This window comes from Plantactinospora sp. B24E8 (assembly GCF_039871735.1).
Lineage (GTDB): Bacteria > Actinomycetota > Actinomycetes > Mycobacteriales > Micromonosporaceae > Plantactinospora.
On the sequence record NZ_JBDPMH010000002.1, the window covers coordinates 47,239 to 71,710 of the forward strand.

Consider the following 24,472-nt stretch of genomic DNA (forward strand, 5'->3'; position numbering starts at 1 on the left):
CTCGGGCAGCCTCCGGCACGGCAGCGGCGGTGCGGCCGGTGCCAGGGCGGGGTGGTGGGACGGATGACCGTGCCGAGCGGTGGAGCTGTGGAACGGGTGGTGCCGGTGGCCGGTGCCGGTGTGGTGCGGGCGGTCAGCCCTTCACCGCGCCGATCACCATGCCCTTGGCGAAGTGCCGCTGGAGCAACGGGTAGACCAGGCAGATCGGCACCAGCGACACGACGAGGATGGCCATCTGCAACGACTGCTGTGGTGGTACGACCTCACCCGGCAGATCCGTGCCGACCTGGGTGTTGTCCACGACGTACGTCCGGAGCACCAGTTGCAGCGGCCACTTCTCGGTCGAGTTGATGTAGAGGACGGCGTTGAAGAACGCGCTCCAGTAGGCGACCGCGTTGAACAGCGCGATGACCGCGATCACCGCCCTGGAGAGCGGGATCATGATCCGGGTGAGGATCTGCAGCTCACTCGCGCCGTCGATCCGGGCCGCGTCGACGATCTCCCGGGGGACCTCCAGGAAGAAGGCCCGCATGATGATGACCTGGAAGGCCGAGGCCAGGCCGGGCAGGATCAGCGCCCAGTACGAGTCGATCAGGCCGAGTTCCTTGACCAGCAGGTAGTTCGGGATCATGCCGGCGTTGAACAGCATGGTGAGCAGCACCAGCACCAGGATCGGCCGGTGGCCCCAACTGCCCGGTCGGGACAGTGAGTACGCCAGCAGCGCCACCACCGTCACCGACAGCAGCGAGCCGACCAGGGTGATGCCGATCGAGACCAGGGTCGCCCGGGTGACCACACCACCCCGGAAGATCGCCGCGTACGCGTCGAACGACGGATGCTGCGGCCAGAGCACGTAACCGCCGGCGGCGGTGATCTGCTCCTGGCCGGCCAGCGAGGTGGAGATGACCGCCACGAACGGCAGCACCACCACGGCACAGCAGAGGAACAGGACGACGCCCTTCAGGCCGCGTACCGCCACGTTCGGCACGGGTGCGCCGTTGACGGTGCGGGGCCGGCGTACCGGGGGCCGGGTCGGGGTCGGTCGGGATCCGGTCGCGGTCACCATTTCGCGTAGATTCCTCTCTCCCCGAACAGATGCGCCACCTTGTTGGCGCCCAGCACGAGGATCGCGCCGATCAGGCCCTTGACCAGCCCCACCGCGGCCGACACTCCCCAGTTGCCGCCGACGATGCCGTAGTTGTAGACGTAGGTGTCCAGCACCTCGGAGCGTTCCAGGCCCACCGGCCCCTGTTGCAGGATGATCTGCTCGAAGCCGACGCTGAGCACGTCGCCCAGCTTGAGGATGAGCAGCAGCACGATGACCGACCGGATCGCCGGCAGTGTGACGTGCCACAGTTGGCGCAGTCGGCCGCCGCCGTCCACCGCCACGGCCTCGTACAGCTCCAGGTCGACCCGGGAGATCGCGGCCAGGAAGATGATGGTGCCCCAGCCGGCGTCCTTCCAGATCACCTGCGAGGTGATCAGCGTGAAGAACAGGTCCGGGTCGCCGATGATGTTCAGCAGCGGGAAGCCGTGCTGCCGCGCCCAGTTGTTGTAGATGCCGGCGTTGCCGAGCATGTGCTGGAACAGCGCGACGATGATGACCCAGGACATGAAGTGCGGCAGGTACAGGATCGACTGGACCACCCGTTTGATCCGCTCGCTGAGCAGGCTGTTGAGCAGCAGGGCGAGCGCGATCGGCACCGGGAACACCACGACGATCTGCAGGAACGAGATGATCAGGGTGTTCTTGAGGGCGTTGAGGAACGCCGGGTCACCATTGAAGATCACGTCGAAGTTCTGGAACCCGACCCAGGGCGACTCCCAGATCGTCAGGTACGGCTGGTAGTCCTTGAACGCGATCACGTTGCCCAGCAGCGGCACGTACTGGAAGAGCAGGACCAGCGCCACCCCGGGCACACTGAGCAGCAGCAGGAAGCGGTCGCGCCTGAGTCGCTGCCAGTGGGACAGCCGACGCGGTCGCGGCGGACCGGGTCGTACCTCCGCCGCCCCGACCTCGGGTCGGGCGGGTACGGGCGCCGCGTCCGTCCCGGGCACCGGAGGTTCACCGACGTCCGGGCCGGTGGTGACGGCGGCGGGTGCGGCCCGGGTCGCCTCGCCGGCCGACCCGGGCGTTCCGCTGGAAGCCATCCTCGTACCTCCGATCTCTCCGATGGGTCGCGGCGCCCGCGCCCTCACTGCTGCTCGGCGAAAGCCTTCTCGTACTCGCCACGGATCTGGTCGCCGCCGGCCGCCCGCCACTGCCGGACGGCGTCGTCCCAGGCACTGATCGGCTTGCGGCCGAAGACGATGTCGAGTTCCGCCGTGTCGATGATCTTCGTCAGCTCGCCCGACTTGCTCAACGAGGTCTCCGAATAGAGCCCCTCGGCCGGGTTGCGCAGCAGGTGGGGGATCGCCTTCTCCTGGAACGCCCGCTGCGCGTCCACCCGGGTCCGGTCGGCCGGACCGAGCACGTGCGGGGACTCGCTGATGTACTCCAGCGGCAGCTTCGCCTCGACGTTGCCGAGGTCGGTACGGACCGGCACGTCACCCTGCCAGTTCCAGTGCGTGCCCTCGACGCCGAACTTGCGGAACATGTACTCGCTGGTCCCGAGCGGTGCGGCGAGCCAGTCACAGATCGCCAGCAGCTTCTCGATCCGTCCCTTGTCGGCCTTCCTGAACGCGGTCAACGCGAAGGACGGGGCACCGGAGCGGTGTACCGGTCGGGTGCCGGCGTCGTAACCCGGGGCGACGATCCCGCCGACCTCCACCTTGTACGTGTCGGCCAGGACGTCCCAGGCCGCGTAGCCGTCCGAGTTCAGTGCGACGGTCCCGTTGCCGAACAGGTCCCGTAGCTGCAGCCGACCACCGATCGTGTCCGGGTGGAAGAGCCCGGCCTGGTACATCTCGGCGACCCGGGCGACCGCCTCCTTACGCTGTGGCGACTCCACCTCGGCGACGAACTTCCCACCCTGCTCCTGCCACACGTTCGGTACCCCGAGCATGTCGCTGACCAGGATGATCACGCCCTTGGCGCTGGCGAACGCCCACCGGTTCTGCCGGGCGTCGGTCAGGCCCCGGGCCAGTTCCAGGAACTCGGCGTAACTCGCCGGTGCCGGGTTGAGCCCACGCTGCCGGAGGAGGTCCGCCCGGGCGAACATGATCCGCCCCACGATCGCCCGGGGGATCGGCACCGCGTAGATGCCGCCCCCGTACGCGGTGGCCAACCACGGGTCGCGCGGAATGTTGGCCAGGAACGGGAACCTGGCGACGGCCGAACCGGAGACGAACTCCGACAGGTCGGCGCAGAGCCGGGTCAGTACGTCGGCCCGGCGGGCGAGCCGCGCGGAGATCAGCATCATGTCCGGCAGGTCGCCACTGGCGATGACGGTGGAGAGCTTGTTCAGGTAGTCGGCGGACGGGGTCATGGTGATGTTCAGGTTGGCGCCGAGCCGGTTGTTCAGCTCCTGCCAGTAGCGGTTGGCGCCGACCGCCGGTGGTACCGGGTTGAACATGTTGGTGAGGACCGAGACGTCGCCGAGCCCTTCGCCGGGTTTGCCGGTGACCCCGGTGACCAGGTTCCTCGGATACTGGTAGTAGCCGGCCATCACGCCCTCGGCGGTCGGCGGCAGGTCCGGCTTGACGAGCTGGGACGGGATGTAGTCCGGCAGGGTGACGCTGCCCGCGCCGCCCCGCCCGGTCGGCGTCGACGAGGATCCGCACCCGGTCAGCAGACCGGTGCCGGCGGCCAGGGCGGCACCTCCGGTCAGGGTCAGGAACCGGCGCCGGTTTATGACGGTGTTACGCATCTTCCACTCTCCCCTCGGTGTTCGGGTTGGCGCAGGATCAGCGAGACGACCTGCCAGGCATCGAGTTCCACCACGACCTCGCCGGCTTCGTCCACCTCCCGCTCGGTGATCTCGCGTTCGTCGGCGTGGCAGAGTACGGCCCGTCCACCCGGTCCGGCCGGATGCCGCAGCCGGAACCGGCCGGGCTGTCCGGACAGGTCCTGCAGCCGGACCAGCAGCCCCGCACCGTCCCGGGGGGTGGCGACGGTGGCGTGCACCGAGGCCGGCAGCCCCAGGTCGACCAGTGCATGGCCGGCTCCGGGCAGCGGTCGGGGCGCGACGTCGAACTTGTCCAGCCGGGTCACCTCGGAGACGGTGTCCGCCGCCCGTACCTCGCGGCCGAACCGGCCGGCGGTTACCGGGTCGAAGGCGGCCAGCGGGGTGAAGGCGTACCGCAGGCGCAGCGTCCCGTCCTGCTCCGGCGGGGTGTTGGTCGGCCAGTAGTTGTTCAGCACCCACGAGTAGAGGGCGCCGGAGGCCGGGGCGAACCGCTCGAACCAGGAACCGCGGACGATGTCGCCGACCGTGAACAGCGGGGCGTCGGCCGAGGTCCAGCAGACGGCGGGACCGTCCGGCCGGTCGGAGACCACCACGCCGTACTGGGTGGTGAACCAGTCGTGGCAGGCTCCCGGCGCGTGGTCGCGGGCGGGGTCGATCCAGCCCTGCTGCCGGTCGTAACGGATGGTCGGTTCGGCGGCGGCGAACGGGAAGGCGACGTAGACCGCCTCCTTGGCGAGCACCTTCCGCTTCTCGAACTCCACCAGGACGTCGACCCGGTCACTGTCGTCGCGTAGCAGCACGTCGACCTCGATCCGGGGCAGGCTCGGCGCCGTGCCGACGGTCCGCAGCCGCCAGCCGTCGTACGTCCGGCGCAGCCCGACCGCCCGCATCCGCGCCGGCACGACGGTCAGCTCCGGCGGGTCCGCGACCGGGCGGCGGCCGAGCAGCGTGCTGCGTGGGTACGGGTCGTGCTGGTGCGGTACGCCGCTGTGCGCGAGGTGCTCGCCCCGGGTCAGCGACTCCGGCCCGTTGACCACGTGCAGAACCTGGCCGAGGTGGGGTCCGGAGCGCTCCAGCAGCTCCCGGCCGGTCGGCCGGTGGCGCAGCCCGGTCACCGCCCCGGTCGCCGGGTCCAGGGTGAGCCGCCATCGTGCGGTCTCCAGCGTCGCCGGCACCGGCCGCCAGCCCTGCGGATCCGCGTCACCGTCGCCGGTGCCGGCCGTGCCGCCGTCGCCGGCTCCGGCCCCGGCTCCGGCCCCGTCCTCGGCGCCCGGGGCCAGGGTCCGGGGTTCGCCGACCGGTACGGCCCGGTAGCCGAAGCCGGGTACCCCGGGCACGGTCAGCCGGACGGTCCGCAGACCGTTGCAGTCGGTCAGCACCTCGGCGGGCAGTTCCGCACCGTCGGCCCCGGACGGGACGCCCCGCAGGGTCTCGACCTCGACCTCGATGTCCCGGGTCCAGCCGAGTGGGTTGTGCACCAGCAGGGTCGGACCGGACGTGCTGACCAGTTCGCCGAGCTGGCTCGACGCCCGCCGGAGCTCGTCCAGGGCGCCGCGGTGTGCGTGGTGCACCTGGTCCCGTTTCCAGTCGAGTTGGTCCTCGACCTGGTGGCCGTGCGGGTGGGCCGTACCGTGCGCCCAGGTCCAGGTGTGCTCACAGCCGTACAGCGCGCCCTCCCAGGCGGCGTCCAGCGCCGTCCGGTTCGGTCGGTAGCGGTCGTCGGTCCAGGAGACCAGCGCCGCCAGCCCCTCCGCCGCCGGCAGCGCGCTCTGCACCCGACGGTGCTCGGCGACCACGGCGGCGCCGGTCCCGACACCGTCCTCCCAGTAGCTGCCGCCGTCACCGCGCCACACCGGCAGCCGGTCCGCCAACGGCCGGACGGCAGCCAGGTAGTCGGCCATCGTCGAGACCACGATCCGGGGGTACGCGTAGACCGCGTTCCACCGTGCCGCGAAGCCGGCGTCGCCGTCGGCCAGGTCCTCGTTGTCGGCGTGGGTGCCGATCACCGCGAGGTCGGCGGGCAGGTAGTCGGGGCGGTCGTACCGGGCCAGCAGCCGACAGAACGCGTGCGCGCCACCGACGACCGTCTGCGGGTCACCGAGCATGAACCGCAGCTGGGAGTACGTGTCGGAGAAGTGGGTCAGCACCCGGAACCCGTCCGTCCCCTCCCACATCACCGGGCTGGCCAGGTGCTGGGCGTCGCTGTCGGCGTTGCCGCCCCGGTGGTGGTTCTCGATCCCGACGAACGCGTCGATGCCCAACGCCCGCAGCATCGACGGAACCGCCGCGCTGTACGACGGCACGTCGGTGAGGTTGGCGTAGCTCACCGGTACGCCGTACCGGTCTCGCAGCCGGGCCGCCTGGTACGCCGCCCGGTAGGTCTCCTCCAGGCTGGTCACCCCGGACAGGAAGAGGCTGTGGAAGGCGTTCACCGCCAGCCGGCCGGAGCGCAGCGCGGCGAGCAGCCGCTCGGCCCGCTCCGGCGACCGGGTCGCCAGGTACTGGTCGACGACGAGCGAGCCGTCGACCGAGAAGGCGAATCCCGGGTCCCGGTCCAGCGCGTCCAGCGCCCGGTCCAGGTTCCGGCTGTGCAGTTCGAGGACCTTGCCCTGCACGTCGGTGTAGCCGACGTCGAGGTGGACGTGCGGAATGAAGTGCAGGGTCCACCTCCGGGCCGGCGACAGTCGGATCGTCCGGACCGGAGTGTCGTCCACCAGCACCTCGGCGGTGCTGTGCGCGGGGAACTCCGGCACGGCGAACCGGACCCGTACCTGCCCGAACCGGCGGTCCGGGCGGGCCAGTTCGACCGGAAACCTCCGGCCGTCCAGCCGGACCACGGCCCGGCGGGGCCAGGCCGGCGTGCCGGCCGGAACCGAAACCGTCAACTCGACGAGTTCCCGCGGCCCGTCCGGCCCGTCCAGGAAGAGCGGTGTCGCGACGAGGTCGACGGCCAGCGCCCCGGCCGCCGGCGCCGCCGGTGTCGACGGCATCGCCGACGGTAGCGGCACCGTCGGGGGAGTGGGTGCCGCGTCCAGGGTGAGCCGGTGCCAGGTGAGGCCGCTGCCGAAGTGGTTGCCGAACTGCTCCCGGTGCCGGCGGCGTTCGCCGTCGGGCGGTCGTACCGGGCCGACCGCCGCCGCCTCGTCCAGGGTGGTGGTCACCGCGATCACGTGCTCACCGGGCGGCAGCCAGTCGACCGGCAGTGGCACCTCCAGCCGTACGTCCCCGGCGATCGGCCCGTGCCGGTACACCTCGGTACGGTCGTCGCGTCGGACCGCCGGATGGAACAGTCCCCGGTGCCGCCCGTCGAGTTCGATCTCCAGGTCCGGGCAGGGGCCGTGCCCGGCGGCGAACTCCAGCCGCAGCAGGTAGCCGTGTTCCGGCGCGGCACCGGGAGCGATCCGCACCGGCAGCTCGACGCGGTGCGGCCGCCAGCCGGTGGAGGCGTTCAACGGCCCCGGCTGGAAGGCCGGCAGGTCGACACCGGGAGTGGCGAGAGCCACCGGCAGCGCCCCGGCCCTGACCTCGGCCAGCGCCGCCGTCCCGGCCAGTTCGGTCCGGGCCGCCGTCCCGGCCACATCGGTTTCGGTTGTCGTTCCGGCCAGCTCGGTCTGCGGTGCCACGTCGGTCACCTCAGTCCAGCTCGGGCAGGCTGAGGACGGCCCCGTGCTCGCGCAGCGCGGCGGCAAGCGTCGGATAGTCGTACTCCTGCACCGGCCGGCCGGTGGCCAGCGACTGCGCGGCGAGTTCCCCGCACGCCTCGCCGAGCATGCCGTAGTTCGGCTCCATCCGGGGTGAGGTGTAACCGACGTGGCTGGCCGAGAAGCAGATCGCGACGGTGATGTTCTCGATCCCGCCCGCCGCCGGGAAGAGGACCTCGGCCGGCATCTGGTAGAGGTCCACCGGCGGATTGGTCTCGTCGCCGCTGAGCGTGCCCTCGCCGACGATGACGTCGTCGCCCTCGGGGTAGTACTGCACGAGGTGGCTGTCCATGCCGTACTTCCAGCAGCTGACCGCGGTCGGCTTGGTGTTGTTCGGCTTGAGCAGGTCGTGCTGGGTGAGGACCTTCGCCCCGATCATCCGGCGGGCCTCCCGGATGTAGAGGGCGTGCGGGAAGCCCTGGCCGTACGGACTGTCCACGAACTCGTCCGGCGGCAGGCCGAAGGTCCGGGCGTCGGCCCGGAAGCTCTCTGGCAGCGACGGGTCGTTCGCCAGCCAGTGCAGCATGCCCTGGTGCCAGCGGACGTGCTCGGCGATCACCTCCTCGCGGCGCCGCCAGGAGCCGTCCGGGTAGTCCCAGGAGGCGCCGGGCAGGTCGAAGCCGATGAACAACGCCTGGTTCGTCTGGTACTTGCCGTTCGGCAGCAGCGCGGTGTGGGTGACGATCGAGGAGAGCCCGGGCAGGTTGCGCTGGCGCAGCAGCTGACCCAGGTAGTGGTAGCGGCCCGGGTCGTAGTCGTCCGGCTTCGGGAACGGGATCCGGTCCGGGTTCGTCGACAGCACGCCCCGGAAGTTGTACGCCTGCGTCTTGGCGTCCCCGTCGCCGGCCTGCTGGTCCGGCACCGAGCGGACCGGGTAGCGGTCGTTCGGGGTGAACGGCCCCTTCCGGTACGCCTGCACCGGCTGGAAGCCGGCGAACGGCTCGTCGTAGCGGGAGCGGGGTTCCCGGCCGAACGTGTACGGCACTCCGGCCGCCGCCATCAGGTCGCCCTCGTACGACGCGTCGACGAAGAACCGGGCCCGCCGCCATCCGTCGGTGGTCCGGACGCCCCGGATCCGTCGGCCGGTCACGTCGACGTCGTCCGGCCCATGGATCCGGTGGTGCAGCAGTACGGTCGCCTTCGCCTCGTCCAGCAACTGCCAGGCGACCCGCTCGGCCACCTTCGGTTCGAACCGGTACTCCGGGCCGTCGAGGCCGTACTCGGCGCCGATGCCGACGAAGAAGCGCTGGTAGGTGAGCCCGGCCAGGGCGGCCGCGATGTTCGGGGTGTCGGTCTTGACCAGACCTCCGGCGACGATGCCGCCGACGTGACCGGTCGGCTCCAGGATCAGGGAGCGCAGACCACGCAACCGTAGCCGGAGCGCCGCCATGATCCCGGCGAGCGTCGCACCGTAGATGATCACGTCGTACCCGTCGTCGACGGCGTCGTACCCGTCGTCGCGCACGGCGTACTCGTTCCCGTCGCGGACGGCGTGCTCGTTGCTTTCGGCACCGGGCGCAGCGGAGGACATCCGAGTTCCTTTCGGGGTGGGGTGTGAGGAAGGGACCCTGCCGGTCGTCTTCTGTTGTGGAAGGGCCTCTCTCCGACCTGTGGGGCAGGGCGGCTCAGCTGGTGCGGGTCAGGTTCCTCGGCGGCCGGGGCAGTGGCTTGGCCAGCACCGGGGTGGCGCCCTTGGCGGCCTGGGACGGGCGGGTCCGCCGGATGTCGTCGGGCCAGGCGGTCGGGATGCCGAGGGCGCCGGTCAGCAGTCGCTGCAGGTCCCCGGTCCGCTCCGGGGAATCGGCGACCGCGTGTGGCTCGGTCCCCCCGCTCAGGCAGAGCGCGGCCAGTGCGCCGACCGCCTCGCCGATGCTCCACTCGACCGGATGCAGCCGGTAGCACCCGTTGGTGATGTGGGTGGTGCCGATGTTCTTGTTCGCCGGCAGCAGGTTGCGTACCCGGACCGGGACGAGTGCGCCGAGCGGGATCTGGAACGGGTAGCACTCCAGGTTGACGTAGTTGATGCCGGCGGTGCTCGGGTGCAGGTCGATGTTGTAGTGGCCGATCCCGACCGAGTCGGCGAACTGGACCGCGCCCTCGCCCTCGGGCCGGTCGACCACCGCGACGTGCTGCTCGACCACGGTGAACCGGGCCCGGATCCGCCGCGACTCCCGGATGTACGCGGTCTTCGCCAGCCCGTCGTCGGTGCCGGTGAGGTCGGGCCGCAGCCGCAGGCCCGGGTAGCCGTGGCCGCCGTCCGGTCTGGGCGCCTCGGTCTGCATCCAGTGCAGGTACGACAGCGACAGCTCCCGGCACCGGCGCAGGGCCAGATCCCGGGCGGCCTCGTCGACGCCGGGGCCGACCAGCGGCGCTTCCCAGTAGTCGATGTTCGGCCAGTTCACCAGACTGATGTCGGTGTCCACCAGTTCGGGGTCGAACTGGGTACGGGCCCGGATCCGCCGGAAGTGCCACAGGTCCGGGAGCCGTACCGCGTCCATGTCGCCCTCGAAGATCCGGTTGGTCCGGCCCTTCATGGTGTGGATGTCGATCTTCTCCCAGGAGAGCTGCGGGCCGGGCCAGAACGGGTCGACGTGGGTCTTCCAGTGGTCGTACGACGCCGGACGGTCGACCACGTGCTCCTCGCCGGGCCGGTACTCCAGCGGGAAGCACCAGGTGATCGCCTGCTGGTCGAACGGGTCGGCGACCGGGGCGGCGTACGGCTCACCGGTCTCGTCCTGCGCCTCGGCTCCGACGACGTGTTCCACATCGGCGAGTTCCAGCAGGTCGCCCAGTTCGGTGGCGTCGACGACAAACGGGGCACTGACCGTGCGCTCGCCGCCGGTGCGGCGGTCGGCCAACGTCACGGCCCGGACGTGGTCGTCGTCGGTGTGGGCGGCGACCGGTACGTGGTGGTGCAGTACGGTGATCCGCCCCGCGGAGACGTACCGCATCAGCAGTTCGCTGATGACCGCGGCCCCGACCTGCGGTTCGTGGCAGAGCCGACTGACGTTGCCGAGTCCCGGGTTGAGGGTGGGGTCGGCGGCGGCCGACGGCAGCAGCGGATAGTTGCGCCGGTAGTAGTCGCGGATCCGGTCGCGCAGCTCCCGGTAGCCGGGGGAGGTGTGCCCGGTCTCGATCCAGGGGTGTTCGTCGGAGGGGACGGCCTGAGCGGTGAGCTGGCCGCCGAGCCAGTCCGTCTCCTCGGTGAGGACGACCCGGTGGCCCAGCCGGGCCGCGGTCAGGGCTGCCGCGACCCCGCCCAGTCCACCACCCACCACCAGGAGGTCGGTCTGCAGTTCGGTTGTCCCGCTCATGCTCATGCTCCTCGGCTCGCTGGCCAGTCCGCTGCCCGCCCGCCCGTCGCCTCGGGTGGACCTCGTGTCGGGTGGATTTCGTGTCGGGTGGATCTCGTGCGGACGTCGGGGGCGCTGTCCGATCACGACGGTTTCGGCACCCGCCCCGACCCCGGGACAGACTGCTAATATATTGGCGATCTTCGCCGGGTTTCGGTTGCGGACACGTTACACACCGACGTCGCTCCGGTGTCAATACGTTGAGATGCAGTAACTTCGGTGACAAATTTGCATCGACAGATTAGCAATTATTAGCTATTCCAGGCTCGTCGCCGGGGTGTTACAAAGCAGAGCCATGAGCCCAACCCCAGCGCTGCCCGGACTGCACCACTACCTGCCGCCACCACCGGACACGGTCGCCGAGACGGTCCACGCCGACGTGGTCGTCTACGGCGCGACCTCGGGCGGGGTCGTCGCCGCGGTACGTGCCGCCCAGGAGGGCATGTCGGTGCTGCTGCTCGCCTTCGACGACCACGTCGGCGGCATGAGCGCCGCCGGCCTGGGCACCACCGACGTCGGCCGACCGGAGACCGTGGCGGGCCTGGCCCGGAGCTTCTACGCGCACGTCGCCGACGAGTACCGTGCCCCGGACCCGCACTGGGGCGTCGAGGCGCACGTCGCCGAGGAGATCTTCCGGCGCTGGCTGGCCGAGGCCGGGGTCGAGGTACGGCACCGACAGCACCTGACCGACGTCACCAGACTCGCCGGCCGGATCGTCGAACTGCGCACCGACGACGGATGCCGGTACCGGGCCCCGGTCTACGTCGACGCGTCCTACGAGGGTGACCTGATGGCCGCCGCCGGGGTGTCGTACACCGTCGGACGGGAATCGTCGGCCACCTACGGCGAGTCGATCGCCGGGGTGCAGCACAGCGTCAACCACCAGTTCACCCGGGCCGTCGACCCGTACGTCGTACCCGGTCGGCCGGAGAGCGGTCTGCTGCCCGGGATCAGTCCCGATCCGTACGGAGAGGTCGGCGACGGCGACCGGCGGGTGCAGGCGTACAACTTCCGACTGCACGTGACCAACTCCCCGAACCGCCTGCCGTTCCCGGAACCCGAGGGCTACGACCCCGGTCGCTACGAACTGCTGCGCCGCTACGTCGAGGCCGGCGGCTACGAGTTGTACGGCCGGACCACCGAGGTACGTCCCGGGATCTTCGACATGAACAACCACGGCGCGTTCTCCTCCGACCACATCGGGGCGAACTACGACTGGCCCGAGGCGGACCACGCCCGCCGTGAGGAGATCTTCCAGGACCACGTCAGGTACCAGGCGGGTCTGCTGTACTTCCTGGCCAACGACCCCGGGCTGCCGGCCGCGGTCCGGGAGGCGACCCGGGAGTACGGGCTCGCGCCGGGAGAGTTCGTCCACACCTCGCACTGGCCGCACCAGCTCTACGTCCGGGAGGCCCGCCGGATGGTCTCCGACTACGTGATCACCCAGCACGACGCGGCCGGCCGGTCCCGTTCCGCCGACCCGCTGGCGCTGGCGTCGTACGTGATGGACTCGCACAACGCCAAGCGGGTGCTGGTCGACGGTCAGCCGCGTAACGAGGGGAACGTGCAGGTGCCGGTGACGGTGCCGTTCGGGGTGCCGTACCGGTCGATCGTGCCCCGCCGGGGAGAGTGCGACAACCTCCTGGTCGTCTCGGCGATCTCGGCCTCGCACGTCGCGTTCGCCTCGGTCCGGATGGAGCCGGTGTTCATGATGGTCGGTGAGGCCGCCGGCTGCGCCGCCGCACAGACGGTGACCGCCGGAACGACGGTTCAGGACATCGACTATGAGACGCTGCGCAAGGCGTTGCTGCGCGGTGGCGCGGTCCTGGCCTGGCCGCCGACGCGGTGAACGAGGGGGGTGGAGGCGTGGGCAGGCAACCGACCCGGGGTTCGCGACAGGCGGACATCGCCCGGGAGGCGGGGGTGTCGCAGTCGACGGTGTCGTTGGTGCTGAGGGGGGCGGGTGACCTCAGCCGGATCTCGGCCGAGACCCAGCGCCGGGTGCTCAGTGCCGCCCGCCGGCTGCGCTATCCCGGCACGTCGGTTCCGCGTACGCCGACGGACCGGCGGGCGGCACCGCACCTGCTCGGGGTGCACACCTTCGAACCGATCTTCCCGACCAGCGCCCGGGACTACTACTTCGAGTTCCTGCAGGGCATCGAGGAACAGGCCGGCGTCGAGGGGTGCAACCTGGTGCTGTTCACCGCCGCGCGCGACGAGGGTGGGGTGCGGCGGATCTACCGTGACGGGGTCAACGGGCTGCGTCAGGCCGCCGGAAGCGTGCTGCTGGGCCACCACGCCAACCGTGACGACCTCGCGCAACTCGCCCGGGACGGGCACCCGTACGTCTACATCGGACATCGTGAGGTGCCCGGAGTGGAGATCTGCTACGTCGGCGGCGACTACCGCTCCGCCACCGGCCGGATCGTCGACGACCTCGTCGCCCTGGGGCACCGGAGCTTCGGCTACCTGGGCGAGGTGATCCGGTACGAGACCCAGGCCGACCGCTGGGAGGGTTTCGCCTCGGGGCTGGACCGGTTCGGGCTGACCGTGCCGACGCCCGCCTTCGCCCGGCCTGAGCAGTTGACCGCGAACTGGCTGGACAGCACCCTCGCCGCCGGAGCCACCGCGATCCTGGTCGAGTCGGTCAGCCTGCTCCGGGTCCTGGCCGCGATGGTCAGTCTGCGTGGGCTGACCATCCCCGACGATCTCTCGGTCGTGCTACTGGTCGACGACCCGGACGGTGAGTTCGGCCCGGACCGGTGGGCGTCCCTGCACATCCCGCGCAACGCGATGGGGCGGCGTGCGGTGCAGATGCTGATCGCGCTGCTCAGCGATCCCGAGGGCGACCACGAGCGGCAGGTCCTGCTGCCCTGCGCGCACCGACTCGAGCCGACGGTCGCGCCACCCCGGAACTGACCGCGCCGCCGGTGAACAGAGCCGGTGGTCAGGACCGGCGGCCCGGGCCGCCGGCCGGCGCCGGGAAAAGCGGCTGCGCATGCGGCGCCGGATGTGCTGGGATCCGCCGATGACCGACGAACGTGCCGCCTACCAGGCGGTCAGTGACGAGGCGATCGCCCGCTATCTCGACCAGCGTTACGCCGAGGGCGCCGACCTGGTCCGGGCCGCCCGGTCACGCCTGCCCGGATACCGTTCCGACCTCGCCCACCTGGCCGCCTGCCTGCTCAGTCGGGCCGGTCGACCGGCGGAGGCGCTCGCCGAACTGCGTGCGGCGTACGAGGCGGGCGGCTGGTGGCACCGGCGGATCCTGGTCGACGACGACGACCTCGCCCCACTGCACGAGCTGGACGGTTTCGCCGAACTCGTCGAGCGCTCGCACGCCCGGGCGACCGCCGCCGGGCCGGCAGCCCGACCTCCGCTGCTGCATCGGCCTGCCGGGCCGGCCCGGGGACTGCTGGTCGCCCTGCACGGCGCCGGCCAGGACGCCCACGACGCGGTGACCCAGTGGCGGGCCGCGGTCGACGCGGGCTACCTGCTGTTGGCGCTGGACTCCTCGCAACGCAACACCCCGACGTACCGGTCCTGGCCGGATCCGGAGGTGGCGGACCGGGACATCGGCGAGGCCCTCGACCGGCTGCTGCCGGCCGACCGGGAACTTCCGCTGGTCACCGCCGGTTTCTCCGCCGGCGGTCGGCAGGCGGTCCGGTGGGCGCTCGCCGCCCGACCCGGCACGCCGGTCGGCTTCCTCGCGATGGCCCCGGCGATCGGCCCGGACGATCTCGACCCGGGTTGGCTGCCCGGGGCCGTCGGGCGCGGCCTGCGCGGCACGGTGCTGCTCGGCGCCGGGGACGACGACGTACGCGACAACGCGCTGGCCGCCCTCGACACGCTCCGCCACGCCGGCGTCGACTGCCGGCTCGACGAGATCCCGGAACTCGGTCACGACTTTCCCGCCGACTTCGCCTCGCGCCTGCCCACCCTGCTGGCGGACCTGCCCACGGTCTAGATCCAGGCGGCCCACTCCGGCCCGGCGGACGGGCTGGTCGGCCCGGATCGGGCCGCCCGGAGCACGGTGACGTCACGGACCCGGCGGGTCCACGGCCGGACCCGCACGGTGACCACGTCGCCCAGCCGACACCGGTCCGCCAGCTCCTGCGGCAGTACCCAGGCCCGGAGCCGGGCACTGTGGCCGTCGTCGACGACCAGGTGGTGGTTCACCGGCCGGTTCGGACCGTCGTCCCGCACCGCGTACTGCCACACCTGGTGCCAGATCACCTCTCCGGAGACGTCCACGGGCGCGACCAGGGCGATCACCACCCGTACCGCGACGTACGCCGCGTAGCCGAGCGCGGCGAGGCCGAACAGGACAAACCCGAGCAGGATCGGATCGGCCGCCTCCCACAGCGTGGCGTACCCGCCGGAGGCCAGCGCGTCGCCGAACCACAGCCGGCCCGGTACCCCGACGAGCGAGCCGCCGAGTACACCCGCGCAGACCGCACGGAACCCCAGCCAACCCAGTGACTGGCCGTGCAGCAGGGTCCGGCCCGGATAGCTGACCCAGACCTGTCGCCAGGCGCCGCCGTACGACGACCACAGCCGTTCCCGGTCCGCCATGCCCAGCTCGATCAGTCGGGAGGCCAGCCGGGCCAGGCCGAACGCGGCGCCGTACGACAGGTGCCGGTGCCACTGGCCTACCGCGACCGGCGGCACCTCGGCCAGCGCTCCCTGCCCGGCCAGCCACGAACCGAAACCCCGCCAACGGGCGGCCGCGGCCCGGCCGGCGGGGGTGTCCCGTTCGCCCAGGTCACGACCGGTGACGCTGACGAGCACGGTGGTGGTGACCAGGAAGGCGGCGATCCCGCCGACGATGTGGTCGCCGTTGCGGTCGGCCAGGTCGCCGGTGCCGACAAGATGGTGTACGAAGCCGACGGTGACCGCCAGCGCCGCCACCCCGCCCAGTACGCCGAGCGCGGTGACCAGACGCTTCGGGAACCGGCGACGGGACAACCCGAGCTGCCGGGCCTCGGCCACCACCGCCCGGCGGAACGCCTTCGACCACGCCGCCGAACGGTTGACGTCGTGGAAGCCCAGGGCGGCCAGCGGCACCTGGCCACCCGCCGCCCGTTCCGCGACCCGGCTCAGCACCAGCCGTTCGGGCCGGCTGAGCCCGTCGGATGGCTGACCGGTCGGTTGGACGGTGGTGGCCCGGGGGTCCGGTCCCGGCTGACGGAGCACGAGGTGGCCGCGGGCGGCGAGGTCGAGCAGGGTCGCCCGGGCTGCGTCGGAAGTGCCTTGCCATCTGCTGACCAGCAGGTTGACCACCGCCGGCGACTCCGGGCCGGGTGGTGCCGACGCCGGCGCTCCCGGCGCGTCGTACCGGGGACGGGTCACCAGCCGGGCGATCCAGTAGGCGACCGTCCAGCCGGCCAGGCCGATCACCGGCAGGCCGACTTCGACAGCCCAGTCGATGGTGCGCATGGTGGGGCTCCTGCGGGTGGCCGGCTCCGCCGGGCAGCCACCCGGCGATCGCCCCCATGATGTTCGCCGGCCCCGTCAAGCGGGAAGATCCGTCCGGACCTCCGACCTGGTCCGCCAGGTTCGTGAGCTCCGGTGCCGGGACGGGTCGCCCGGCACCGGGGTGCACCGCGGTCGTCCTACCCGGCGAGCAGCTCCCGGACCCGGGGGATCACCTTCGTGGCGTACAGCTCGATGGTGTTCAGCAGCTGGTCGTGCGACAGCGTGCCGTGCGAGTACTTGAGGTCGAAGCGCTGGAGGCCGAGGGTCTGCACGGTGTTCGCGATCTTGCGGGCCACGGTCTCCGGCGAACCGACGTGCCAGGCGCCCTCGGCGACGTCGGCGTCGAACCGGTCCCGGGTCATCGGAGGCCAGCCACGTTCCCGGCCGAGCCGGTTGAACAGTGTCCGGGCGTGCGGCCAGAGCAGGTCGGCCGCCTCCTGGTCGGTACCGGCGACGAAGCCGGGCGCGTGCACCGCCACCGGGAGAGGTTCCCGGCCCAACTCGGTGAGCGCCCGGTGGTAGAGGTCGACATACGGCGCGAAGCGGGCCGGACTGCCGCCGATGATCGCCAGCACCAGTGGGAAGCCGAGCCGGGCGGCCCGGACCACCGACTCCGGACTGCCGCCGACGCCGATCGAGGTACGGATCCGTCCGGACTCCGTCTTCGGATACACGTGCTGCTTCTCCAGCGGACTCCGTACGGTGCCCTGCCAGGTCACCGGCTCCTCGGTGAGCAGTTGCGCCATCAGCTCCGCCTTCTCCGAGAAGAGCCGGTCGTAGTCGGTGAGCTCGTAGCCGAAGAGCGGGAAGGACTCGACGAACGAGCCCCGGCCCAGGATGATCTCGGCTCGTCCCCGGGAGACCGCGTCGAGGGTGGCGAAGCGCTCGTAGACGCGTACCGGATCGTCGGAGCTCAGCACGGTGACCGCGGTACCGAGTCGGATCCGTTCGGTGCGACCGGCGATGGTGGCGAGCACGATCTCCGGCGCCGAGACCGCGTAGTCGTCGCGGTGGTGCTCACCCAGCCCGAAGGCGTCGACGCCGAGCCGGTCCGCGAGGACCGCCTGCTCGACCACGTTCCGGATCACCTGCGCGTACGGGAGCCGCTTGCCCGCCGCGTCGACGGTGACGTCGCCGAACGTGTCCAGACCGAATTCCACCTCGGTCGCCATGTTCTTCCTCCTGGCCTCGATGCGCCGGTCGTACCCGTGCGTCCGGCTGCCTCCGGCCGTGTAACGGTGGCGTCGTCGGTCGCATTCCCCGGACGACGGGCGGGAAACTGGCCAGCTCGGAGCGGTCGCCGATCCCCGGCCGGCGCGGCCCGGGCCGGCCGGCTCTACGGCGGCCAGGTTCCACGGCGCCTGCCGGCTCTACGGCGGGTGCCGGCACCACGGCCCTCGGGGGTCGTATCGCAGCGGGCGCCGGGCGGCCGGCAATCGGATGGCCCGGCGCCGGGCGGCGACGGCATTGTCACCGGGCCGGCCGCGGGACTCCGGTGCGACTTCCGGAACCCGCCTCTGCAGCGATGCTTCGCAGTTCGTGCCCACAATCCCCGGCATTGACCCGGTGACCGGAGCATGATGTGATCCCCCAACGCGAAAAATCTTCGATATTTCGATCAAACCTCTGGGGGTCGATCGTGGTCGGAATCCGCCGTCCCACCTTCGTCGCGGCGCTGCTGCTCAGTCTCGTCTCCGCCGGCACCGTCGCGGTCGTCGCGACACCAGGTCCGGCGGCGGCGAACCTGCCGACCGCGGCGGTCGCGCTCGGGGACAGCTTTGTCAGCGGCGAGGGCGCCGGGGCGTACCAGCCGGTGACTGACGTCAACGGCACCGCCCAGGGCTTCCCGGGCTGGTCCGCGCCGAACAGCAACGCCTTCTTCTGTCACCGGTCGGCGAACGCCTCGCTGCACCAGGCGAACCTGCCCGGCATCCAGGCCCGGTTCAACCTCGCCTGCTCGGGCGGGCAGCCGTACGACGTCAGCAACGCCTCGGCGACCCGGGCCAAGGGGCGTACGGTCGCCGCGCAACTCGACCAGCTCCGGGCGGTGGCGCAGACCCACGACATCGACCTGGTGCTGCTCGGTCTCGGTTCCAACAACAGCTCGTTCACCTTCGGCGACGTCGCCTCCGACTGTGCGAACCGGTTCATCGCCGACGCCTGGACCGGATGGTGGGAGTTCTGGGCCTACCTCGGTGGACCGGTCGAGCAGGCACCCTGCGCGGCCGGCGACCTGGCCACCCCGGCGGAGTTCTCGGCGGCCACCGCCGAGACGGCCTCGGCGGTCCGGCAACTGCTCGACACACTCGCCCAGGTCGACACCGACGGCCAGCACCGGATCGTCTTCCAGGACTACACCAACCCGCTGCCGCTCGACCTCGAGTCGCGTTACCACGAGGAGGACAACCGGGACGACAGCCGGGACAAGTTCCGGGCCCTCGGCGCCGAGCGCTACGCGGCCGGCTGTCCGGTGCACCGGGCCAGTCTCGCCGCCGGCCACCTCTTCTCCACCGGCCTCGGCACCCTCGTACAGTCGACGCACGCCACCATGCGTGCCGAGTTTCCCGCCGCCGACCTGGTCTACCTGAACGTGCAGCGGGCCTTCGACGGTGCCCGGCTCTGCGAGACGTCGAGCAGCCCGACCGGTGCCCTCGCCACCCCGATCCGGTTGCAGGACGGGCCCACGGGCGTGCCGGTCACCAGTCTCTCCGGCTACGACAAGATCGCCATCCAGCGGATCGCCAACGCCTGTGTCACGTACTTCCAGACCTGCCAGGAGTCGTGGCACCCGAACGCGGCCGGGCACGCGGTGCTCGGGCAGTGCCTGACCGGGGCGGCGGCCACTCCGAACCGTACGGTCGCCTGCGTACGCGCCGGCAACGGCACGATCACCGTCAGCTGACCCCGCCCCGCCTCCGGGCGTTCGGACGGGCCCCTTCCTGGACAGGAAGGGGCCCGTCCCTGCCTAGCGGACGGTCACGAAGACCGGGTTGGAGTAGAACCAGAGGTCACTCCACGGGCTCTCCAGCCCGTCGGCGAGCGGCTCGGCCTCGTCGGTGCTGGTGCCCCGTACCCGGGCGTAGAGGTCGGTCTCGACGTTGCGCAGGGTGTGCCGGATGACGTACTCGTCGCCCTGCCGGCGCCAGTCGCGCGGGCCGAACCGGCCGACGACCTTGGTGGTCGGGTTGGTGTCGGCGTCGCGGTTGGTGACCGGCCCGGTGACCTGCCCGACGATCAGGTCGACCCGCCGGACCTGCGGCCGGTCGCCGTTGTGGTTGGTGCCCTGCAGCGGCCGGAACCGGATCTCGATCTCGACGTCGGTCCGGTTGCGCCGGCTCAGGGTGATGCTCTCGCCCACCGACGCCTCCCGGCCCTGACCCCGGGCGGTGACGTCGAGACCGGTGATCAGGTCACCGGTGGTGACGAAGATCCGGCCGGTACGCAGCGCGTCCATGATGTCGCCATAGTCCTGGCGCGCGTGGACGTAGGTCTTGCTGTACTCACCCGGCCAGAAGTCGGAGCCGCCCCGGGTCCAGTGCACGTGCGAGTCGGACGTCGCGGTGATCCACCAGCGCCGGCCCTCACCCAGCAGCGAGTCCCAGAGCCCGCCGACCCGGGCGGTCATCTGGTCGAAGCCGCCGTGCGTCGGGTAGTTGCCGTAGCCGCCCCGCGCGCCGCCGTTGAGCGGGCCCGCCTGGTGGCCGGGCGCACCCTCGAAACCGACGTAGATGTCCGGGGCGGTGTCCTGGTTGTTACGGAACTCGTGTGGGGTGTCCTGCCCCCAGACGCCCCAGCCCGGGGCGGACCGCGCCGCGTGGTGGGCGATCACCAGCGGCTTGTGCGGCATGTGCTTGGCGTACGACAGGAACTCGACCATCTTGGCCTCGGTGTCGCGGCCCTTGTCGGCGGGGTACGGCTCGTTCTTGGCGAACTTGCTCTCCAGGTCGTAGAGCATCTTCGCCTCGTCGTCGTGCCGCGGGATCATCAGCGTGTGGTGGTCCATCGCGGGCGCGTCGAACTCCATGCCCCAGAACTGCAGCACCTCGGGGACGAGGCGGCGGGAGAGCAGCAGGTCCGGGTACGCCTGCTCCAGGTTGACCTTCGAGTGGTTCGGGCCGCCGTGGTCGGTGCACATGGCCCAGGTCAGGCCGAAGTTCTTGGCCATGATCGCGTTTGTCACGATCGGGTAGACCGCGTCGGCGCCCTTGACGAATTTCGGCGGGTTGGTCGACGTGTCGTAGTCGCCGCTGTACTCGGAGTGGATGTGGTGGTCGCCGGCCCGCCAGGCACGGTTGCGCGGGGTGGCGTGGGACGCTTCGGGGTGCTCGTCCTTGCCGTGTGCCCGGGCCGCACCGCCACCGACGAGCGGGCTGGCGGCGGCGAGCGTCGCGCCCACTCCCGCGTACTTGACGAGCTGGCGCCGCGAAACCTGCGAACGCTCGGAATCTTCTCGCATGTGGAGCCTCTCCTCGAGACAGCCGTGGCTGTGACCAGCGGGGAGTCTCGAGGCGCCGGCTGAATACCGGGTGAACAAAGATCAGGATGGTCGGAAACAGTCAGGCCCGGGGGCCTGAATCGGCCTCCGTCTCCGTCACCCGCCGTGGTCCGGGTCCCCGGCACGGCGTTGCCCGGCCAGGCGCTGCCCGACACACCTTTGCCGGACACGACGCTGCCCGGTCGGCTGCTCAGCAGTCACAACCGCAGCAGTCACAGTCGCAGTTACAGTTGCAGCCGTCGCACCGCCCGCACCAGCACCGGTCACTGCAGCCGCTGTTGTGGTGCTTGCTCCAGGAGGGCTGCCACAGTCCACAGGTGCAGGTCACCAGGGCGCAGGCACCACCGGTGACCAGCGGTGCCGAGCAGCCCTCCGGACGCCGACCCGGCGCCGGCTCGGCCGGATGACCGGTCGGATGGTCGGCCGGATGACCGGTCGGATGGTCGGCCGGGTGGTGGCTGGGCTGGTCCGGCCCGGCGGGACGGACCACCGGCGCGTCCGGGCCGGCGGTGGGCGCCGTCGGACGAGGGTCGGCCGCGAGGGCGAAGGTCCGCTCGATGGCATGTCCCACCTCCCGGACCAGCAGGGCCTGGACCAGCGTCCGGTTCGGCAGCACTGCGTCGGCCAGGGCGAGTCGCAGACCATGGTGCGCGTCCTCGCAGAGCCGGCGGGCCTCCGCCAGGTCGGTCCCGGTCGCCCGGAGCGGGTTGAAGGCGTCCCTGGCCACGTCGTCGGCGTGGTCCTCGACCGCGTCCAGCAGGTGCGCGATCCGGCCGAAGTAACGTCCGGCCTCGGCCAGCGGGTCGGCGTTGCCGGGCAGGCCGGCCAGCACCGCGGTGTGCGCGAAGGCGGCGGCGACAGCGGTCTCGGCCGGCTCGGTGGCGGTCAGCACCGGTACGCCGGGTCGCAGTTCGCGCTCCAGGGTCGCCTGTCGGGCCACCGCCTCGACGAGGACGCCGGTGTCGAAGCCGACCTTCCCGGCGGTCCGCGCGCCGGCTCCCGCCCAGCCGTCGGCGAGCCGGTCGGCCACCGCCGCGAACGCGGGGACCCGGAGCGCGCCGTCCCGGTCACCGACGTGGTCACGGGTCTTGCCGGCGGCGAGCACCAGGGAGACCGCGGCGGCCAGCCGGGCGCCGGGATCGGTCGACGGAAGCACGTCGGCGGACCGGAAGCCACGCAGCGCGCACGGCGCCGCCCGCCGGTAGCCGACCGGCGTCGTGTGCTGGGCCTCCAGGAGTACGCTGACCAGCAGTCCGTCGTAGTTCGTGGTGAGCCGGGCCCGGTGTCCGTGCTCGTCGCGCAGGGTCAGACAGAGCCCACACAGGTGACCGAGCCAGGCGGCGTGCAGCTTGCCGCACATCCGGTGCTTACAGGGCCGGACGATGCCGAACACGGTTCCTCCCAAGATCATTAGCTGCTCACGGGCGGAGCGTAGCGCCTTTCGTTGCCGGCCACCGCCCCGCGACGCCGAGGGGTCAGGACCCGGCCGCACCTCCGGTCCCGCCCGCGATCTGATATGGCCGTTTATCGCCGGTTATGGTGCTGAAACCGGTTATCGTCGGTGCTGTTGTCGTCGGCGGGCCGGTTGCCGCGCACTCCGACCGTTGACGGACCGGGGGAGGGCCGCTCATGCGGGAGATCGTCGGAGAGACGCTGGCCCGGCGTCTGGTCGACTGGGGTGTCGACACCGTCTTCGGCCTGCCGGGCGACGGCATCAACGGGTTGATGGAAGGCTTCCGGCGGCAGCGCGAGCGGCTGCGGTTCGTCCTGGTGCAACACGAGGAGGCGGCGGCCTTCATGGCCGCCGGGTACGCCAAGGGCACCGGCCGGCTCGGCGTCTGTGTCGCCACCTCCGGTCCCGGCGCGATCCACCTGCTCAACGGCCTGTACGACGCCAAACTCGACCATGCCCCGGTGCTGGCGATCACCGGAGAACCGGAGACCTCCGTACTCGGCTCGTACTACCAGCAGGAGGTACCGACCGGACCGCTCTACCGGGAGGTCGCCGCGTACCACCTGACGGTGACGAATCCGCAGCAGCTGCCCGGGGTGGTCGACATCGCGATCCGGAACGCGCTGGCCAACCGGACCGTGGCACACCTGAGTCTCCCCGCCGACATCCAGGTCGCCGCCGCCTCCGCCGACCCGTACCGGCACGTCAGCCCCGGAACACCGTCGGCGAGCAGCCCGAGTGTCTCCGCGCCGGTGCTGCCGGCGACGGAGGAGGAACTGGCCCGGGCCGCCGAGGTGCTCAACGCCGGGCACCGGGTCGCCATGCTGGTCGGGATCGGGGCGCGGGACGCCCGCGACGAGGTGCTGGCGGTCGCCGACACGCTCGGCGCGCCGATCGTCAAGACCCTGCCCGGCAAACAGGTCGTCCCCGACGACCACCCGCTCACCACCGGCGGCCTCGGGCTGCTCGGCACGAAGCCGAGCGAGCAGGTGATGGAGGAGTGCGACACCCTGCTGATGGTCGGCACCGCCTTTCCGTACGGGAAGTACCTGCCCGCGCCGGACCAGGCCCGGGTGGTGCAGGTCGACCACGATCCCAGCCGGATCGGGCTGCGGCTGCCGGTGGAGGTCGCGCTCGCCGCGGACGCCCGGCTGGCGCTGCGGGAGCTACGGCCGCTGCTGACCCGGCAGGCGGACCGCTCCTTCCTGATCCGACACCAGCAGGGCCGCGACGAGTGGCGGGCCGACCTACGGGCGCTGCGGGACGCCGGCCGGAGCCCGATCGCGCCGCAGTACCTGATCGGCTGCCTCGACGAACTCGCCGCCGACGACGCCATCCTCACCTGCGACTCGGGCACCGTCACCACCTGGTCGGCGCGGTACTGGACGATCCGGGGCCGGCGTGAGTACTACCTCTCCGGCAACCTGGCCTCGATGGCGTGCGGACTGCCGTACGCGATCGCGCTGCAGCACGCCTTCCCGGGCCGGCAGGTGATCGCCTACGTCGGTGACGGCGGCTTCGCGATGCTGATGGCCGAGTTCCTCACCGCCGTCCGGCACGAGTTGCCGGTCAAGGTGGTGGTGAACAACAACAACGCGTACGGGCAGATCCTCTGGGAGCAGATCATCCTCGGCTACCCCGAGTACGCCGTCCGGCATCGGCAGCCGGAGGCGGACTTCGCCAGCTGGGCGACCGGCTGCGGTGGGTACGGCGTCCGGGTCACCGACCCGGGACAGGTGTCGGAGGCGATCCGGGCGGCGTTGGCCCATCCGGGTCCGGCGCTGGTCGACTGCGTGGTCAACCCGAACGAGCCGCCGATGCCCGGCAAGATCCGCTACGAGCAGGCCAAGGCGTTCACCGAGTCGTTCCTGCGTGGGCAGCCGCACAAGGTGGCCACCCTGGCCACCGTCGCCCGCGACAAGATCAACCAGCTCCGTTCCTGACCCGGGCGTCTTGTCCCGCCGACGGCGAACGGCGTCTGTCGCCCACCGTTTATCGGCTTGCGCGGCCTGTCGTGCCCGCGCCATGATCTTCGCCATGTTCACGAGGAAGGGCGACTTCCGCCCGCAACGGTGAGGGCCGTGCCGCCGACCGACCGGTCGGCCGACCTCGGCTCCTTGCCCGGCCTGACGTCCGCGTCGGCG

Annotated in this window: 15 protein-coding genes; 5 read left to right on the forward strand and 10 right to left on the reverse strand. The window is 71.5% G+C overall.

From position 1 onward, the window contains the following. Positions 1 to 133 precede the first annotated feature (133 nt). From ABGB21_RS04230 to ABGB21_RS04255, 6 genes are all read right to left on the reverse strand, one after another. The gene (locus ABGB21_RS04230; protein ID WP_347676411.1) at positions 134 to 1,066 is read right to left on the reverse strand and encodes a carbohydrate ABC transporter permease; all 933 of its coding nucleotides are present in this window, start codon (positions 1,064 to 1,066) and stop codon (positions 134 to 136) included. Next, positions 1,060 to 2,151, reverse strand: a complete 1,092-nt coding sequence (locus ABGB21_RS04235; RefSeq protein WP_347676413.1) for an ABC transporter permease subunit — start codon at positions 2,149 to 2,151, stop codon at positions 1,060 to 1,062. The genes ABGB21_RS04230 and ABGB21_RS04235 overlap by 7 nt, the downstream gene beginning before the upstream one ends. Positions 2,152 to 2,195: 44 nt before the next feature. Then, positions 2,196 to 3,809 (reverse strand): extracellular solute-binding protein, encoded by a 1,614-nt coding sequence (locus ABGB21_RS04240; RefSeq protein ID WP_347676415.1) that lies wholly within the window; start codon positions 3,807 to 3,809, stop codon positions 2,196 to 2,198. Next, positions 3,791 to 7,471, reverse strand: coding sequence for a hypothetical protein (locus ABGB21_RS04245; protein WP_347676417.1), 3,681 nt, complete (start codon positions 7,469 to 7,471; stop codon positions 3,791 to 3,793). Before ABGB21_RS04245 ends, ABGB21_RS04240 begins: the two co-directional genes overlap by 19 nt. Positions 7,472 to 7,481: 10 nt before the next feature. After that, a complete protein-coding gene (locus tag ABGB21_RS04250) occupies positions 7,482 to 9,080 on the reverse strand; it encodes an FAD-dependent oxidoreductase (RefSeq protein WP_347653210.1) in 1,599 nt (532 codons plus the stop codon). Between the two features lie 94 nt (positions 9,081 to 9,174). Further along, entirely contained in the window at positions 9,175 to 10,863 is a 1,689-nt protein-coding gene (locus ABGB21_RS04255) for an FAD-dependent oxidoreductase (protein WP_347653209.1), read from the reverse strand. Between the two features lie 334 nt (positions 10,864 to 11,197). Here ABGB21_RS04255 and ABGB21_RS04260 point away from each other — a divergent pair, with 334 nt between their 5' ends. The 3 genes from ABGB21_RS04260 to ABGB21_RS04270 all read left to right on the forward strand — a co-directional run bounded on the left by ABGB21_RS04260 (position 11,198) and on the right by ABGB21_RS04270 (position 14,869). Beyond that, the gene (locus tag ABGB21_RS04260; protein ID WP_347653208.1) at positions 11,198 to 12,751 is read left to right on the forward strand and encodes an FAD-dependent oxidoreductase; all 1,554 of its coding nucleotides are present in this window, start codon (positions 11,198 to 11,200) and stop codon (positions 12,749 to 12,751) included. 17 nt (positions 12,752 to 12,768) lie between these two features. Next, positions 12,769 to 13,821 (forward strand): LacI family DNA-binding transcriptional regulator, encoded by a 1,053-nt coding sequence (locus tag ABGB21_RS04265; RefSeq protein ID WP_347676419.1) that lies wholly within the window; start codon positions 12,769 to 12,771, stop codon positions 13,819 to 13,821. A gap of 109 nt (positions 13,822 to 13,930) precedes the next feature. After that, a complete protein-coding gene (locus tag ABGB21_RS04270) occupies positions 13,931 to 14,869 on the forward strand; it encodes a hypothetical protein (protein ID WP_347653206.1) in 939 nt (312 codons plus the stop codon). On the opposite strand, the gene ABGB21_RS04275 is transcribed toward ABGB21_RS04270, so the two are convergent. Together ABGB21_RS04275 and ABGB21_RS04280 are read right to left on the reverse strand one after the other, a co-directional pair. Beyond that, complete coding sequence (locus ABGB21_RS04275; protein ID WP_347676421.1) at positions 14,866 to 16,341, reverse strand: hypothetical protein; 1,476 nt, start codon at positions 16,339 to 16,341, stop codon at positions 14,866 to 14,868. The two genes, ABGB21_RS04270 and ABGB21_RS04275, sit on opposite strands and share 4 nt — an antisense overlap. Positions 16,342 to 16,517: 176 nt before the next feature. Next, a complete protein-coding gene (locus tag ABGB21_RS04280) occupies positions 16,518 to 17,552 on the reverse strand; it encodes an LLM class flavin-dependent oxidoreductase (protein WP_347653204.1) in 1,035 nt (344 codons plus the stop codon). Between the two features lie 503 nt (positions 17,553 to 18,055). Here ABGB21_RS04280 and ABGB21_RS04285 point away from each other — a divergent pair. Continuing rightward, on the forward strand, positions 18,056 to 19,282 hold the full coding sequence (locus ABGB21_RS04285; protein WP_347653247.1) for a hypothetical protein: 1,227 nt from the start codon (positions 18,056 to 18,058) through the stop codon (positions 19,280 to 19,282). A 63-nt stretch (positions 19,283 to 19,345) separates the two neighbouring features. On the opposite strand, the gene ABGB21_RS04290 is transcribed toward ABGB21_RS04285, so the two are convergent. Continuing rightward, a complete protein-coding gene (locus ABGB21_RS04290; RefSeq protein ID WP_347653203.1) occupies positions 19,346 to 20,836 on the reverse strand; it encodes a phosphoesterase in 1,491 nt (496 codons plus the stop codon). Between the two features lie 229 nt (positions 20,837 to 21,065). Beyond that, positions 21,066 to 22,268: a DUF5685 family protein gene (locus tag ABGB21_RS04295; protein WP_347676423.1), complete on the reverse strand. Its 1,203-nt coding sequence runs from the start codon at positions 22,266 to 22,268 to the stop codon at positions 21,066 to 21,068. A 236-nt stretch (positions 22,269 to 22,504) separates the two neighbouring features. On the opposite strand from ABGB21_RS04295, the gene ABGB21_RS04300 reads away from it, so the two are divergent. Further along, complete coding sequence (locus ABGB21_RS04300) at positions 22,505 to 24,271, forward strand: thiamine pyrophosphate-dependent enzyme (RefSeq protein WP_347653201.1); 1,767 nt, start codon at positions 22,505 to 22,507, stop codon at positions 24,269 to 24,271. Positions 24,272 to 24,472 lie beyond the last annotated feature (201 nt).